The sequence below is a fragment of the Halorubrum vacuolatum genome, assembly GCF_900188065.1.
GTDB lineage: Archaea > Halobacteriota > Halobacteria > Halobacteriales > Haloferacaceae > Halorubrum > Halorubrum vacuolatum.
This window is the reverse complement of sequence record NZ_FZNQ01000025.1, coordinates 1-13918: the sequence shown is the minus strand read 5'-3', so window position 1 is coordinate 13918 and position 13918 is coordinate 1. Positions and strand designations below refer to the sequence as shown.

Here is a 13918-nt window from a genome sequence, read left to right as displayed (position 1 = left end):
ACGTCGTCGCCGTCGGAGCGACCTGTGACGTTGTCGCGTTCACAGCTATCCGTCGGCGGGAGCGTTCCGCCCGGTCCGTCCGTCCGTTGGAAGTAGATAATGCCCGTCATTGTTAGAGGAACAGCGCAAGGGCCAGTACGAGCGCCAACACGCCCGCGGTGACGTAGATCGTATAGCCGATGCCGAGTTTCGCCCCGGTCTTGCCGGGGATCGCCTGCAGGCGATCGTCGTATCGTCCATGGAGCGATTCCGGCAAGGCGCCCTTGATCGTCGTCGAGGGCGTCGCCGCCGCCGCGACGAGCGACCAGCCGCCCGAGACGACGCCCCGGTCGACGGCGTTGTAGACGCCGCCGATGCCGCCGGAGACCGCCCGAGTGCCGTAGAAGGCGATCGGGTCGTGGGCGCGGTTCACGTCGATACCCCCGTGAAGGCGACCGAGGATCGGCTTCCCGAGGAAGAAGACGGCGGCTCCCCCGCCCGCGAGCGCCGCGGTCTGGATGAACTTCTGTGTCGTGTAGGGATCGTATCCACCCCCGGACGGCAGGATGGCGTACAGCGGCTGATAGAACAGCCCGAGCGCCACACAGGAGGCGGCTACCGCGCCGCCCACCACGGCATGCCCGAGGTCCGCATCGGGCATCTCGAAGGAGTCGCCGTCGAGGAACGCGAAGTAGCCGAACTTGATGAACGACGCGAACGTCCCGACGCTCCCGATATAGAGGATCCATTCGAGCGGGGTCAGCCCCTCCCTGATCACCGCCTCGGTGAGCAGTCCCTTGCTGACGAAACCGTTGAAGCCGGGGACGCCCGAAATGGAGAGCGCCCCGACGAGGAACAGCACCAACGCGATCGGCGCGGAGGTGCCGGCCGCGCCGAACTTGTCGAGGCTCCCTTTGCCGACCTTGATGATGATGATGCCGGCGGCCATGAACAACAGTCCCTTGTACAGGATGTGGTTGAACAGGTGGGCGAACGCGCCGTCGATAGCGAGCGAGGTGCCGACCCCGATGCCGGCCAGCATGAAGCCGACCTGTCCCTGGATGTGATACGAGAGTAGCCGTCGCATGTCCTTCTGGGCGAGCGCGTAGGCGGCCCCGTAGATGGCCATCGCGCCGCCCATGTACGCGAGCACGAGATTGCCCTCGGGGAACGCGCGATAGGCGGCGTAGACGGCGGTCTTGGTCGTGTAACACGCCAAAAAGACCGACGTCGCCACGTGCGGTGCCGGGTAGGTGTCCGGCAGCCAGCTGTGGAAGCCGATGATCGCGGCGTTCAACCCGATCCCGACGCCGACCAGCAGGGCGGCGAGCGAGACCGACATCCCGCCGAGGGCGATCTCGAAGCCGTGGACGTTCGTCTCCGCGAAGTGCAGCGCCGTCGCGCTCGGCCCGATCGAAACGAGGTAGAGCACGAGCCCACCGAGCAGCAGGCTGCCGCCGATGGCGTGTGCGAGCGCGTAGCGGTAGCCGGCTCGAACGGCCGCACCGCCCGAGTACCAGATGAAGACCGTGGCGGTGATCGCCATCGCCTCCCAGCCGACGATGAGCGCGAGCCAGTCGCCGACCATCACGGTATATAAGGAAGCGGTGACGTAGCCGAGCCCCCACAGCAGGTGTCGCGAGGAGGCCCCGGCGAAGTAGGCATAGGCGACCGCGGATGCGCCGAACGCGCCGAAGATGATCGCCATCAGGCGGGTGAACTGGTCGACCTGTAAGAGGATTACCTCGAACCCGAGGAACGTCGCCGTCGGGCCCGTCCCCTCGGGGACGAGGATCGCCCAGCCGACGACCGCCGAGAGCAACACGACGGCCGCCGCGTGGCCCTCACGTCGCGGAAGGACGAGCGTCGCCACGAACGCCGCTGCCGCAAGGAGCGCCGGCGGCACCGCGAGCAGTTCGTTCATCGCCCGACCACCCCCTCGGCGCCGGACGCCTCGACGACGTCACGGATCAGATCGAAGAAGATCAGGTAATCGGGCATCGTTCCGAAGAGCACCATGAGCGTCGCCGTCGTCATAAGCGGCACGAGCATGAACGGCGTCGTCTCACGGAATCGCCCCACGGGTCGCTCCCACCCGTCCGCCGGGGGGAGCTCCACATGGTGGCCGTGTCCGTGGTCGTCGTGGCTCTCCTCGTGGTCGTCGTGGTCATCGCCATCTTCGCCTTCATCCTGCGGTCGATGTCCGTCGTGTTCGTCATGGTCCTCATGGTCGTCGGTGTCCGCCTGATCGGGTTCATCCGTCCCCTCATCCTTGTCGCCGACACGACCCCCATCGGGTCGGATCTCGTCGGCGACCGCCGGGGCGTCCCGTCCGCCGAACGCGCTCAACAGAACGGGTTTTCCGCCATGTTCGTCGGCCGTCTCGAAGAAGGCCGTGTAGATGATCGGCCAGAAGTACGCCACGTTGAGCGCGCCGGAGGTCACCAACACGGCGACGACGAGCAGGTTTCCGCCGCCGACGCCACCCCACAGGAGGTGCCACTTGCTGACGAAGCCGGCGAGGATCGGGATCCCCGCCATGCTGAAGCTCCCGAGCGCGAACGCCGTCATCGTCACGGGCATCCGTCTGGCGACCCCAGGCATCTCGCTGATATACTTCACCTCCAGCTGCACGTACAGCGCGCCCGCACAGAGGAAGAGCGTGAGCTTCGCGAACGCATGTGCGGGGATGTGAAGCAGCCCGCCCATGAGCGCCTCGGGCGCGAGCAGCGCCATCCCGAGCACGATGTAGGAGAGCTGGGCGATGGTGGAGTACGCCAGCCGTGCTTTGAGGTTGTCCTGTCGCAACGCGAACAGGCTGGAGACGATGATCGTCGTCCCCGCGAGGATCGCGAGCGGAACGCCCATGCCGATCGCCGCGACCGTCTCGGGGCCGAACACGTCGATCACGGTGCGGGAGACGCCGAACGCGCCGGCCTTGACGACCGCGACCGCGTGCAGCAGCCCGGAGACGGGCGTCGGCGCGACCATCGCGCTCGGGAGCCACGCGTGAACCGGCATCACGCCGGCTTTCACCGCGAAGCCGCCCGCCATCAACGCGAACGCGGCGCGGGCGATCCACGGGTCCTCGGCGGCGAACGTCGAGAGCCCCTCGATGCCGCCGCGGGTGAACTCGATGCTTCCCGTATAGACGAAGACGATCACCATCCCGCCGAACACCGCGAGGCCGCCCGAGAGCGCATAGGCGAGGTATTTATACCCCGACGTCCGCGCCTCCTTGGACTCGTCGTGTGCGACGAGCGGGTAGGTCGCGAGCGTCAGGATCTCATAGAAGACGAGCAGCACGAAGACGTTCGCCGCGAACGCGACGCCGAGCGCCGCGCCGACGCTGACGAGCAGCATCGCGAAAAATCGCGTCTGGAACGGCTCATGATGTCCGCGCATATAGCCGATGCTGTAGAGGCCGGTCACGACGTAGAGCCCGCTCGCGACCAGCGCGAAGATCATCCCGAGCGAGTCCGCCCGGATCAACAGGTCGATCCCGAGGACGAACTCGCCGAAGTTCGCCTCGTACACCCGGCCATCGAGCACGCCGGGAACCATACTGGCGACGAGCCCGAACATCGCTACCGACGAGAGCACCGTCCACGCCTCCCGGACGTTCGGACGGTCCTTCGAGAGGAAGATGAGCGCCATGCCCACGAGCGGCACGAGCAGCACGAGCGCCGGACGGATGTCGGCGGTCGCCTGTGCGAGCGCAACGTCAGTCATCGCTCCCACCCCCGGTCTCGTCTGCCGCGATGGCGGCCTCTATCTCGCGGGTATCGAGCGTGCCGAACTCCTTATAGAGTCGGATCGTGAGCGCCAGCGCCAGCGCCGTGAGCGCGACGCCGACCACAATGGCGGTGAGCACGAGCACGTGCAACAGCGGATTGGCGTGTGGCTCCTCGAACCCCGGGCTCAGGATCGGTGGGGAGGCCCCGTCGACGTAGCCGACGGTGACCAACATGAGGTAGACCGCCACCTGCGAGAGGTTGAGCCCGATTATCTTCCGGATCAGGTTCGGGTTCTCGATCATCATGTACATGCCGACCAGAAAGAGCGTGAACGACGCGAAGTAGTAGTGATAGGCTTCGATCATGCGGATTTCCCTCCGTGAATGCCGTCCGCAAGCCAGACGTACAGGCCGATGATGACGCCGGCAACGAGCGCGGCGATGGCGACCTCGACCAGTTTGACCATGTTCTCGACCGATAACGGGAAGACGAACAGCTCCAGCACGTCCCCGCCGAGGGCGACAGCGCCGAACGCGACCGCCCCGAAGATAGCGGCCCCGAGCACGAACAACCCGGCGAGTGCACGCTCATCGAGCCACTTCTGTGTGGGCGCGAATCCGAACGCCATCGCGACGAGGACGACCACCGAGGCCATCACCACGCCGCCTTGGAACGCCCCACCCGGGAGGCTCGTCCCGAACAGGGTGAGATAGACGCCGAAGGCGACGACGAACGGCGTCACGGTCCGTGAGGCGGTTCTGACGACCGGGCTCTCCGAGACGTCGGATTCCCCCTTTGGTTCGCGTGTAACCGGTTCGCTGTCACTCATAGCAGGTCCTCCCGTCCTAAGACGATCAGAATGCTCACCGCCGCGGCGAACGCGACGATCAGCTCACCGAGCGTGTCGAGCCCCCGATAGACGACGAGGACGGCGACCACCGCGTTCGGAAAGCCGGTCTGTTCGAGCGACTCCTGGACGTAGAAGTCATACGGTGTTTGCTCGCCGGTGGGGAACGTCCCCGAAACCGCCGGCGCGTCGGCCGCTCCAACCGGGTCAAGCGCGAGGAACGCGTATCCGAGCGGTACCGCGAGCGCGCCGACGAGCGCGAGTGTCGGCAGGCTTATCGGGCGGAATCGACGATCCGAATCGATCTCGTCGTCGGTCTCACCGAATCCTGTCGTCTTCACCACCGTGAGGACGAACAGCACGGAGATGACGCCCGCACCGACCGCGGCCTCGATGAGCGCCACGTCGGGTGCCGCGAGAAGTACCCAGATGACGGCGGTCCCGAGCGTCAACACCGCAAACGTGACGATGGCACCCACCAGATCCCGGGTGATCGGAAGCACGAGCGCGCCGATGACGACGAACGCGACTAATGCGATCTCAAGCGGCGTCATTGCCCTTCCTCCTGGGCGTCATCGCCCGTCGTCCACACGGGTATCCCTTGGCTGTAGGCCGCGCGGGTGATCGCGTGTGCCGCCGTCGGGTTGGTGTAGTAGACGAACAGGATGAGCACGGCGGCTCGGAAGATCTCCCCTGCCGTCCCGAAGTAGAGCGCGGCCGCGGCGATGGAGAAGCCCGCGCCGAGCGTATCGGCCTTCGTCGCGGCGTGTGACCGTGAGTAGACGTCCGGCAGGCGGAGCACCCCGACCGCCGCAACGAGGGTGAAAAACACCCCGATGGCGGCGAACAGGACCACGAGCGGCGTCGTGAGCCCGCTCAGGACCATCGCCAGCTCACCCCCTCCGGGTCATAGGTGGCCCGGCCAACGACCAGGGCTAGCACGAAGTTGAGAAGCGCGTACACGATGGCGATATCGAGGTACTCCGGGCGGTCCAACCCAGCTGATAACAGTGCGAGCACCATCACGATAGTCGTCCCGACCACGTTGATCGCGATGACGCGATCCTGTGTGGTTGGGCCGACGACCACCCGATAGAGCACGACGAGCCCGAGAAGGACAGTGATCGCCGCCGCCGCAAGCAGCGCGGTGTTCGCGAGGTCGGTCATTCAGGCACCTCCGTGTCGGCGTCACTGTCGAGGTCGTCTTCGATCGATTCGCCGTCGTGTGGGAACTCGCTGCCGTCGATCGACTCACCGCCGTCAGTCACGGCGGCTGGACCGGCGATCGGCTGATAGTCCCCACGCTCGCCGGGGCCGGAAAGCTCCACCGCGTCGGAGCCATAAAATAGGTTCCGGACAGCTCCCTCGTGAAGCCCATCAAGTAAGTCCTCGCGCGCCGCGCCGTTGAGCGAGTGGACGAGTAGATGATGCCCGTCAGCGTCGACGGTGAGCGTCCCCGGTGTCAGGGTGATCGCGTTCGCGACCGCGGTGACCGAGAGGCCGCTGCCGACGGCCATCTCCACCTCGTCGAGATACGGGTCGATCGGTAACGACGGGTGGAGCACGACATAGGCGAACTGGACGTTGGCCTTCGTGATCTCCCACAGCAGGAACGGGACGAAGACGGCGCTCCGGGCGGCGATACGCAGCGCCGAGCCGATAGCCGGCGTCGACTCGAACGAGACGTTGCGTAACAGGATCGCAGCGATCAACGCGGTGACCACCCCGGTCGCGAGCGCGAACGGGTAGGTCGGCCCACCGAGCGCGATATAAAAGAGGAACGCGATGACGCCGATAACCCCGCCACGAATGAACTCCCCGCGGGTGGGAACTCGGCTCGAGGATTCGACAAGCGCGTGTTCGTAGGCGATCGGGAGCCCCCTGAACACTCGTTCGATGGAGTAGAGTTCAGGTGCGGTCGCATCGAGCGAGTACGACGGGTCGACGATGACGCGGTCGACGTCGTGATCCTCCGCGTACTCGATTATCAGCCCGGCGTGCTCACGGGGGCCGGAAACGTAGACGTCCGCGCCCAACGCCGCGGTGTGCACGACCAAATCGTCGATTTCCCCGTTTGCGACCTCGGCCGACTCCTCCAACTGGGCGAGCACGTCCGCCGGTGGCGCCTCGGTGACGTAGTGGCCGGGCACCGTCCGGACGAGGTGGAGTTCGCCGTCCGTCGCGGCCGCTTCACGCGCGGCGTATGTGATCGTGTCCGAAAGCGTCCGGGATGGGTTCACCGGGACGAGGACGCCGGTCACACGGACCACCTCTTCGCCGTAGCGTCGCGCCTGATCCCGTGGCCCGAACCGATCGGTCCGAGTCCCGAGTCGGCGCTGCGCCGACCGGGACCACGGCGTGATGTGAGGCGGAGTGGCGCCCCACGACGACGGTGAATCTCGGTCATAGTTGTCTCTCGTTGTCCCGAGTATGCGTGACCCGTAGGAAAGCTATTTCGTATTCGGCCGGATTCGGATCCTGCCGAACGCACATCCATCCATCATATTATCGCCTATTTCGATGCTTATTTGTACTCGTTTAGAACGAATGTCCGATCTGCTCGCGACGGTGACCAATGCGCGAGTCACGGGCGTTCGACGTCGCGACGGACCCACACACAGGTGACGTTCGGGATCGATTCACGTCACGATCGGGTTGCGGTCGGTTCGCCGTCCCGGCCCGTTATGCCGCGTCGGCGACCGCTTCCGCGACGGCGTCGTAGTCGGGCTCCTTGCCGGGGTGTTCGGCGAGCCAGCGGTACCGAACGATCCCCGCATCGTCGATGACGAAGACCGCCCGTCTGGCGACGACGTCGACCCCACGTGGTTTAAACGAGTCATCGACGACGTCATACGCCTCGATCGCGTGGTGATCCGGGTCGGCGATGAGCCCGAACGGGAGGTCGTGTTTCGCCCGGAAGACGTCTTGGGCGTGGGGCAGGTCCGTACTCACCCCGAAGACCGTCGCGCCGACCGTCTCGAAGCGGGCGAGATCGTCGCGAAACGTACAGAACTCCTCGGTGCAGGTGTTCGAAAACGCGGCGGGATAGAACGCGAGCACGACCGGGCCGTCGCCGAGATGAGCCGCCAGATCGAACGGTTCGATCCCATCGTGTGCGAGCGAGGCGGTGAAGTTGGGCGCGTCGTCGCCGATGTCGACCATACTATTGTCAGCACACGACGGAAAATCACGGTTACGGAAGCGGATCCGACGGCCCCAGCCACGGCGATGGAGGCGACCGGGCCCACGACGACTGGCATCCCGGGACCGATCACGGGTATGGATGTGTTCGCACGGTCGAGGATCCCCCTGAAGGCAAAAAGACTATAATTGCGACAGGGGTACCACGGAGTAGAGATGGCAAGCGCGATTCCACTGATCGGCGGCATTCCGGCGGGCCCCGAGCTCCTCATCATCCTACTCGTGTTGGTGTTGCTCTTCGGCGCGAACAAGATCCCGAAACTCGCCCGGTCCACCGGGCAGGCGATGGGCGAGTTCAAGAAGGGCCGTGAGGAGGTCGAGGACGAACTGAAACAGATGCAGGAAGGCGACGACGTCTCGGACGACGACACCACCGAGGAGGTCGACGCCGAGGACGCCGCGGAAACCGAGACCGAAACGGAGACCGAAGCCGAAAAGAACGCCTGATTGGCCGGCGATACGGTCGGTTGCGATCAGGTGATAGCTGAGATCGATTCTTCTCTCCCCCGAGGGCGCGTGGCCTAGCGGACAGGGCGAGAGGTTCCTAACCTCTCGATCGCGGGTTCGAATCCCGCCGTGCCCGCTCGTTACCACTCGCGAGCGCGACTGACCCTCACTCGCTTCGCTCGTGAGGATCCCGTCGCGCCAGTGCAACCACGTGCGGTGGGGTTGTGGATCGTACAATAAAAAGCAAAAGGCTGGACAAACCAACCATTAATATCCTTATACAGTTGTGACTCTATCGGTGCAAGATTCATATCCTATCGAGTAACAACAATCGGGTATGAGTTCAACACACGCTGACAACAGACCAGACTTCGAATGTCTTGAGTGCGGAAAGCAGATCATTCCCGTGGCGTACCGGGCAGCCTGTCCGGACTGTGGCGGTCGGCTGGCGTCCCCTCCTGATCCCGACTGACCGTCCGTTGACGGGCGACACCGAGACGGCGGTATTTATTCATCCGTTGTGATCCGATTTGCTTCTCGAGTACTTACTCGGTTAAATACGGGCCGGGCGCGATTTGAACACTCACTCACAGCAGATCTGTTCGTTGCGTTCAAATCATGATCGCCGTTTTGCCACTCGCGTATGTGCTCGTGACAAAACGGGCCGGGCGCGATTTGAACACGCGACCGACGGATTAAGAGTCCGTCGCTCTCCCTAACTGAGCTACCGGCCCTCATCGAGGAGTATCCCGGTCACGGTAAAAGACCTTTTCATTCGGCGGGGGTCCACGACATCGGTTGATCCCTCGCGTCACGTTGCCCAAGAAGAACACATCCGTTAAGTGGCGTCCCGGATAGATCCGTACAATGAGTAGCGGGATGCGCGGATCGGCACGCACACGGTACGCGATCCTCGGCTGCGGCAGCGTTGGACACGCCGTCGCTGAGGAACTCACCGAACGTGGACGGGACGTCCTCATCCTCGATCGCGACGAGAGCCGCGTCGAGGCGCTGCGGGATCAGGACCTCAACGCTCGGGTTCAAGACATCGCCGACCCCACCGTCGTCGAGACGCTCGGGGACCGCGACATCATCCTCATCCTTTCATCGGACGTGGAGGCGAACAAGGCGGCGGTCTCAGCGATCCGCGACGTCGGCGGCGACCACTACATCGTCGTCCGGGCCTCCGACCCCGTCAGCGAGGACGAACTCCGTGAGCGTGGCGCCGATGTGGTGATCAACCCCTCGACGGTGATCGCCGATAGCGCCTTCCAGTCGCTGGAGACGGGCGAACTGGAGTACATGGCCAGACAGCTCGCGGAGATCATCGAGGAGACGGATGGGCGAATGGCCATCCTCACCCACGACAACCCGGAACCGGACTCGATCGCCTCCGCGACCGCGCTACAGGCGATCGCAAACGTCCTCGACGTCGACGCGGACATCATCTACAGCGGCGATGTGGGCCATCAGGAGAACCGTGCGTTCGTCAACCTGCTCGGGATCGATCTCATCGCACGGGCGGACACGTCGGATCTCGAAGCGTACGACACGATAGCCGCGGTCGACCTCGCGAAGGCGGGCGAGGCGGTCGATCTCACCCACGACCTCGATGTCTATATCGACCACGCCGCGGCGGAGACGGAGATCGACGCCCGATTCGTCGATGTCCGGACGAACGTCTCCTCGACGTCGACGATCCTCACGAAATATCTCCAGGAGTTCGACCTCTCGCCTTCCGAGGCCGTCGCCACCGCCCTACTGTATGGTATCCGCGCGGAGACGCTCGATTTCAAACGCGACACCACCCCGGCCGACCTGACGGCCGCCGCGTACCTCCATCCGTTCGCGAATCACGATACCTTAGAGCAGGTCGAATCGCCGTCGATGTCGCCGGAGACGCTCGACGTGCTTGCGGAGGCGATCCAGAACCGTCAGGTACAGGGAAGCCACCTCTTTTCGACCGCCGGGTTCATCCGCGATCGGGAGGCGTTAACGCAGGCCGCTCAGCACCTGTTAAACCTCGAGGGCATTACGACGACCGCGGTCTTCGGCATTGCCGACGACCGGATATTCTTGGCGGCACGCTCGAAGGACATCAGGCTGGATATCGGGAACGTCCTCCAGGAAGCGTTCTCCGAGATGGGCGAGACCGCCGGCCACTCGACACAGGGGTCCGTCGAGATCCCGCTCGGTATCTTCACCGGGATCGAGACGAGCGAGGAGAACCGTGGAACGCTGCTCTCGCTGACCGAGGAAGCGGTTCGACGCAAGCTCTTCGCCGCGATGGGCGTCGAAAGCGGTGGCGATGGAACGAACGGCTCCTGAAGGCTGGGAGGCGGGAATCGGTGAGAACCGATCCGACCGGGTTCCGTATTTCGTATTTATAACCTACCGGGTCCGTATTTCGTCTTTGTCCTTGATCACGCGCACGTCCCCTTCACCGGAGGTTACCTCGTTGACGAGGTCATAGAGGTCGTTTTGTAATCCTGCGGGGAACGTGAGTACGCCGACCCACGAGCCGTCGTTTTGCCATTCCTCCCGTTCGAGGTCCCCAAACTCACGGACCTGTGCCTGTCCCGGTCCGGCGTAGTCCGCGGGGAGACGGACGGCCATCGTTACCTCCTCGAACCGGATGGGGATCACTGGTCGCAGCGCCTCGAGCGCATCGTCGACCTGATTCTCGGCTGGGTCCATCGGATCGACCTGAAAGCCGGCCTCCTCCAGCGCGCGTTCGATCCGCTCGGGGGGATGGGGTGAATCGTCCATCTGCGGGTTCACCGCGTTGCGGGCGATGATCGTGACGAGGCGGTTGTGTTTCTGTTTCAACATCTGCTCGCGTTGTTCGGCGGTGATCTGTATCTCGCCGTCCCGGACGACCTGTGGAATGATCTCCATCGGATCCGTCGTCTCGAAGACCGTTTCTAACGCCTCCTCTGCGGGCCTATCGCCTCGTGAGGCGTTCTCGAAGACGTCCTCGGCGGCGATCACGTCCTCGAGTTCGCCCTCGAACTCCCCGCGTCGCATCGCCAACGCGGCGTCCGGATCGACGAGCACCTCGAACCGTTCCCCGTGTGACTCCAGCCTCGCCGTCACGGCCTCCTCGAGTGATATCATGTCCGGTGGTATCACCTCCGTAGTGAAAAAGCCTCCCGCACCGGGTCGTCCCATCCCCCAGTCCCGGGATCGATCCCGTCAGATCACCGTTCGAACGATCCCATTGTTCCACCATCCGATCGACTCCGCCAGTTCGACGGAGGAGCCCTCAGTCCCTCCCGGGACGCTCCTCGGTCCATTCCGCTCGACAATCCTCGTCACAGAAGTGGCGATGTTCGACGCGATCATCGAGGACCCACGTCACGGTCCGTCTGCCGAAGCCCAACACGGGTGCACCACAGCTGTCACATCGAGGGGCTGACTCCTCGTCGATGTCCTCTTCGAGATCGGAAGTCGGATCTACCATACGACCCTTCTCATCCCGGCGTACTTGAATCCGCGAAGGGCGGCAGGTATGGCCGGCGGCGGCCGAAGAGGCATCCGGCTCAGATTGGCTTCCGATCTATCTCATCGTCGATATCCGCGCTGGGATGACGGACCGTGATCTCCTCGTCGGCCGTCGGTCGATCGAGGGTTCGTGTGCGGCCGTCGGGCCATCGAACCGCTACCCGTCGTGGCTTCTCGTTCCCGAGCCCGAAGTGGGCGACCGGCTCGGCCTGACAGAGATAGCCGCTCCCGGCATCGATGACCCGACGCTGGACGTCCGTTTCGGTCTCCAGCGTTACGACGGCACCGCGGGCCGGGGCTCCCCGAATCGTAGTCGGGCGGACGCGCAACCACCCGTTCTCGGCGGCCCCGGGAACGGCGTGGACGGAGATCGGTTGTGATCCGACCTCTCCGTGGATCACGATCAACTCCAACGCGCCGTCGCCGTCGATGTCCGCGGCGATAGCGCCCGTCCCGAACCCGTCAGGTTCACTCGCGGAACCCGCATCGACGTGTTTCCATCGAGGTCCCTCCTGCACCGCCTCCGTGCGATCGACGTCGCCCGCCGATCGGTCCGGTTCTGCATCACCGTCACGCACGAACAGGCGATTGGGTTCCCCGAGGGAGTTACAGAGGATCTCCTGGCGCCCGTCGTTGTCGAAATCGGCGGTGACGACCGACCGAACGCTCCCGGCCGAGGCGAGCGTCGGCGGTGCGACGTCAACAAATCCGTCCGATCCCGGGACCCTGCGACAGAGGCGACTTTCACCCTCCCAGTTGCCGATCACGAGCGCGAATCCGTCGCCCTCGTCGACGAGCGCGATTCCCCGGGCATCGCCGGCCGGATCGGCAGCCGCGATGGACGGGTCGAGTTCAACATAGCGCCCATCCGTGTTTTCGAAGAGTCGGTTCGCCCCCCGTTCGACGCCGATGAAGAGGTCGACGGCGGCGGTCGAGACGAACGGTCCCGGAAGCAGCGATCGACACCCGCCGTCGACGTCCAAGCCGATCGCCGGCGCCATATCGGAGACCTCGCTATCTTCACCCAGTTCGTAGAACGCGACTGGCGCGCCGTAGCTCGCGACCGCGACGCCGTATCGGCCGGTCCCGAGACGGTCGATCGCCGCGACGGATCGGCCGGCGCGGAAGTTGAATCTGTCGGCGTTCACCGGGAGGGTAAAAACGTCCGTCCATCGATAGCGTTCGGACTCCAGGCGATCCAAAAGGAGGTCCGGTTCGGCGGTCGTCCCCGCATAGCTCGCACAGTTGTGTACGTAAATCTCTTCACAGCCGTCGCCGTCGACGTCGGCCGCACAGACGCCCATCGCGTGTCGGCTCCCATCGGCGACGATCCCACAGGCCGTATCGGTGAACGCAACCGACCGGGACGCGGAGCCCTCACGAACGTACAGACGGTTCGGCTCCCCGTAACCGGCGATAAAGAGGAGCGGTCCGTGTCGGCCCGGCGTCACCGCGACGCCGTACCCACGCATGGGGGTCGTATCCGAGAGGAGGTCGGACCGATCACGGAACATGCCCCCCCCTCGCCGCTCCGTGGTTATGAACGCACGGGTTGCTTCGGGGTCGTGTTCAATCGAACCATGCTGATCGATAGCACAGCACTGACTCACGGTCGATCCAACGGAGGACGACCGATGGCCGGCTAGAGCGCCGTTCTGATGTACCCGTCGATCCGCTCCAACCGCTCGGGATCGAACGTCCAGTACCCCTGCCAGAGCCGTGGCTCCGTCTCGACCGCGAGGAGCGCAACTCCACCGTTCACCCCCCGTTCGAAGTCGCTCTCGGCATCCGGAACCGTCCGGGGACCATCCTCGGGCCGATACACCACAAACCAGGTATCGGTGAAATCCGACGTCTCGCCGGCGTGAACCGTAACGTCGAGATCGGTCGGATACTCATCGGCGACTCCGTAGACGTGGGTGTCCACTCCTGCTTTGGGAACCCTCTCATACACCCGCTGTGTACCGATTTCTTCGGAGAGGCGGGAGAGCCGTTGAAACGACGATCGCAGCGTTCCGGAACCGGCCCGCCAAGCCGTCCGCTCGATGAACCGCGAGATAGTGATCAAAAGCAGCTTCTGCCGATTCGACTCGGGATAGCCACGAAGGTTGACATCCTCCCCGCGCTGAAGCGCGAGGATTCCCACGTTGGGATATTGTGGTTTACGACGTCACCTGTTCTTGAGGTGCGAATGCACCAGTTT

15 protein-coding genes, 2 tRNA genes and 1 pseudogene are annotated in these 13918 nt (G+C 64.4%); 4 read left to right on the top strand and 14 right to left on the bottom strand.

Annotation, left to right across the window (positions count from 1 at the left end; translation table 11 throughout):
* Positions 1-112: 112 nt before the first annotated feature.
* The 9 genes from CHB65_RS14920 to CHB65_RS14880 all read right to left on the bottom strand — a co-directional run bounded on the left by CHB65_RS14920 (position 113) and on the right by CHB65_RS14880 (position 7725).
* Positions 113-1903 (bottom strand): Na(+)/H(+) antiporter subunit D, encoded by a 1791-nt coding sequence (locus CHB65_RS14920; protein WP_089385827.1) that lies wholly within the window; start codon positions 1901-1903, stop codon positions 113-115.
* Positions 1900-3711, bottom strand: coding sequence for a proton-conducting transporter transmembrane domain-containing protein (locus tag CHB65_RS14915; protein WP_089385826.1), 1812 nt, complete (start codon positions 3709-3711; stop codon positions 1900-1902). The genes CHB65_RS14920 and CHB65_RS14915 overlap by 4 nt, the downstream gene beginning before the upstream one ends.
* On the bottom strand, positions 3704-4081 hold the full coding sequence (locus CHB65_RS14910; RefSeq protein WP_089385825.1) for a cation:proton antiporter subunit C: 378 nt from the start codon (positions 4079-4081) through the stop codon (positions 3704-3706). The genes CHB65_RS14915 and CHB65_RS14910 overlap by 8 nt, the downstream gene beginning before the upstream one ends.
* Complete coding sequence (locus CHB65_RS14905) at positions 4078-4545, bottom strand: MnhB domain-containing protein (protein ID WP_089385824.1); 468 nt, start codon at positions 4543-4545, stop codon at positions 4078-4080. Before CHB65_RS14905 ends, CHB65_RS14910 begins: the two co-directional genes overlap by 4 nt.
* Positions 4542-5117, bottom strand: a complete 576-nt coding sequence (locus tag CHB65_RS14900) for a DUF4040 domain-containing protein (protein WP_089385823.1) — start codon at positions 5115-5117, stop codon at positions 4542-4544. Before CHB65_RS14900 ends, CHB65_RS14905 begins: the two co-directional genes overlap by 4 nt.
* Entirely contained in the window at positions 5114-5449 is a 336-nt protein-coding gene (gene mnhG / locus CHB65_RS14895) for a monovalent cation/H(+) antiporter subunit G (RefSeq protein ID WP_089385822.1), read from the bottom strand. The genes CHB65_RS14900 and mnhG overlap by 4 nt, the downstream gene beginning before the upstream one ends.
* The gene (locus CHB65_RS14890) at positions 5440-5730 is read right to left on the bottom strand and encodes a cation:proton antiporter (RefSeq protein WP_089385821.1); all 291 of its coding nucleotides are present in this window, start codon (positions 5728-5730) and stop codon (positions 5440-5442) included. Before CHB65_RS14890 ends, mnhG begins: the two co-directional genes overlap by 10 nt.
* Positions 5727-6824 carry a monovalent cation/H+ antiporter subunit E gene (locus CHB65_RS14885; RefSeq protein ID WP_218818962.1) on the bottom strand — a complete coding sequence of 366 codons (1098 nt, stop codon included), beginning with the start codon at positions 6822-6824 and terminating at the stop codon, positions 5727-5729. The genes CHB65_RS14890 and CHB65_RS14885 overlap by 4 nt, the downstream gene beginning before the upstream one ends.
* Before the next feature lie 421 nt (positions 6825-7245).
* On the bottom strand, positions 7246-7725 hold the full coding sequence (locus tag CHB65_RS14880; protein WP_089385819.1) for a redoxin domain-containing protein: 480 nt from the start codon (positions 7723-7725) through the stop codon (positions 7246-7248).
* Between the two features lie 195 nt (positions 7726-7920).
* Between CHB65_RS14880 and CHB65_RS14875 the strand changes: the two genes are divergently transcribed.
* From CHB65_RS14875 to CHB65_RS17045, 3 genes are all read left to right on the top strand, one after another.
* The gene (locus CHB65_RS14875) at positions 7921-8211 is read left to right on the top strand and encodes a Sec-independent protein translocase subunit TatA/TatB (RefSeq protein WP_089385818.1); all 291 of its coding nucleotides are present in this window, start codon (positions 7921-7923) and stop codon (positions 8209-8211) included.
* A 63-nt stretch (positions 8212-8274) separates the two neighbouring features.
* A tRNA-Arg gene (locus CHB65_RS14870) sits at positions 8275-8347 on the top strand.
* Between the two features lie 201 nt (positions 8348-8548).
* Positions 8549-8683: a rubrerythrin-like domain-containing protein gene (locus CHB65_RS17045; protein WP_143420446.1), complete on the top strand. Its 135-nt coding sequence runs from the start codon at positions 8549-8551 to the stop codon at positions 8681-8683.
* A gap of 188 nt (positions 8684-8871) precedes the next feature.
* Here the strand turns inward: CHB65_RS17045 and CHB65_RS14865 are convergent.
* Positions 8872-8945 (bottom strand) — tRNA-Lys (locus CHB65_RS14865).
* A 133-nt stretch (positions 8946-9078) separates the two neighbouring features.
* Between CHB65_RS14865 and CHB65_RS14860 the strand changes: the two genes are divergently transcribed.
* Positions 9079-10539: a DHH family phosphoesterase gene (locus tag CHB65_RS14860; protein WP_089385817.1), complete on the top strand. Its 1461-nt coding sequence runs from the start codon at positions 9079-9081 to the stop codon at positions 10537-10539.
* A gap of 63 nt (positions 10540-10602) precedes the next feature.
* Here the strand turns inward: CHB65_RS14860 and CHB65_RS14855 are convergent, their stop codons facing one another.
* From CHB65_RS14855 to CHB65_RS14840, 4 genes and pseudogenes are all read right to left on the bottom strand, one after another.
* The gene (locus CHB65_RS14855) at positions 10603-11328 is read right to left on the bottom strand and encodes a ribosome assembly factor SBDS (RefSeq protein WP_089385816.1); all 726 of its coding nucleotides are present in this window, start codon (positions 11326-11328) and stop codon (positions 10603-10605) included.
* Between the two features lie 148 nt (positions 11329-11476).
* The gene (locus tag CHB65_RS14850; protein WP_089385815.1) at positions 11477-11674 is read right to left on the bottom strand and encodes a DUF7576 family protein; all 198 of its coding nucleotides are present in this window, start codon (positions 11672-11674) and stop codon (positions 11477-11479) included.
* Positions 11675-11753: 79 nt separating this feature from the next.
* Positions 11754-13229 carry a CRTAC1 family protein gene (locus tag CHB65_RS14845; RefSeq protein WP_089385814.1) on the bottom strand — a complete coding sequence of 492 codons (1476 nt, stop codon included), beginning with the start codon at positions 13227-13229 and terminating at the stop codon, positions 11754-11756.
* 128 nt (positions 13230-13357) lie between these two features.
* Positions 13358-13822: pseudogene (locus CHB65_RS14840) on the bottom strand (hypothetical protein); the annotation flags it as partial.
* Positions 13823-13918 lie beyond the last annotated feature (96 nt).

Excerpts from the sequence above, each read along its gene's own strand:
- CHB65_RS14875 (WP_089385818.1), top strand. The coding sequence starts at position 7,921 with ATGGCAAGCGCGATTCCACTGATCGGCGGCATTCCGGCGGGCCCCGAG.
- CHB65_RS14880 (WP_089385819.1), bottom strand. The coding sequence starts at position 7,725 with ATGGTCGACATCGGCGACGACGCGCCCAACTTCACCGCCTCGCTCGCA.
- CHB65_RS14910 (WP_089385825.1), bottom strand. The coding sequence starts at position 4,081 with ATGATCGAAGCCTATCACTACTACTTCGCGTCGTTCACGCTCTTTCTG.
- mnhG (WP_089385822.1), bottom strand. The coding sequence starts at position 5,449 with ATGGTCCTGAGCGGGCTCACGACGCCGCTCGTGGTCCTGTTCGCCGCC.
- CHB65_RS14850 (WP_089385815.1), bottom strand. The coding sequence starts at position 11,674 with ATGGTAGATCCGACTTCCGATCTCGAAGAGGACATCGACGAGGAGTCA.
- CHB65_RS17045 (WP_143420446.1), top strand. The coding sequence starts at position 8,549 with ATGAGTTCAACACACGCTGACAACAGACCAGACTTCGAATGTCTTGAG.
- CHB65_RS14900 (WP_089385823.1), bottom strand. The coding sequence starts at position 5,117 with ATGACGCCGCTTGAGATCGCATTAGTCGCGTTCGTCGTCATCGGCGCG.
- CHB65_RS14890 (WP_089385821.1), bottom strand. The coding sequence starts at position 5,730 with ATGACCGACCTCGCGAACACCGCGCTGCTTGCGGCGGCGGCGATCACT.
- CHB65_RS14915 (WP_089385826.1), bottom strand. The coding sequence starts at position 3,711 with ATGACTGACGTTGCGCTCGCACAGGCGACCGCCGACATCCGTCCGGCG.
- CHB65_RS14860 (WP_089385817.1), top strand. The coding sequence starts at position 9,079 with ATGAGTAGCGGGATGCGCGGATCGGCACGCACACGGTACGCGATCCTC.
- CHB65_RS14920 (WP_089385827.1), bottom strand. The coding sequence starts at position 1,903 with ATGAACGAACTGCTCGCGGTGCCGCCGGCGCTCCTTGCGGCAGCGGCG.
- CHB65_RS14855 (WP_089385816.1), bottom strand. The coding sequence starts at position 11,328 with ATGATATCACTCGAGGAGGCCGTGACGGCGAGGCTGGAGTCACACGGG.
- CHB65_RS14845 (WP_089385814.1), bottom strand. The coding sequence starts at position 13,229 with ATGTTCCGTGATCGGTCCGACCTCCTCTCGGATACGACCCCCATGCGT.
- CHB65_RS14905 (WP_089385824.1), bottom strand. The coding sequence starts at position 4,545 with ATGAGTGACAGCGAACCGGTTACACGCGAACCAAAGGGGGAATCCGAC.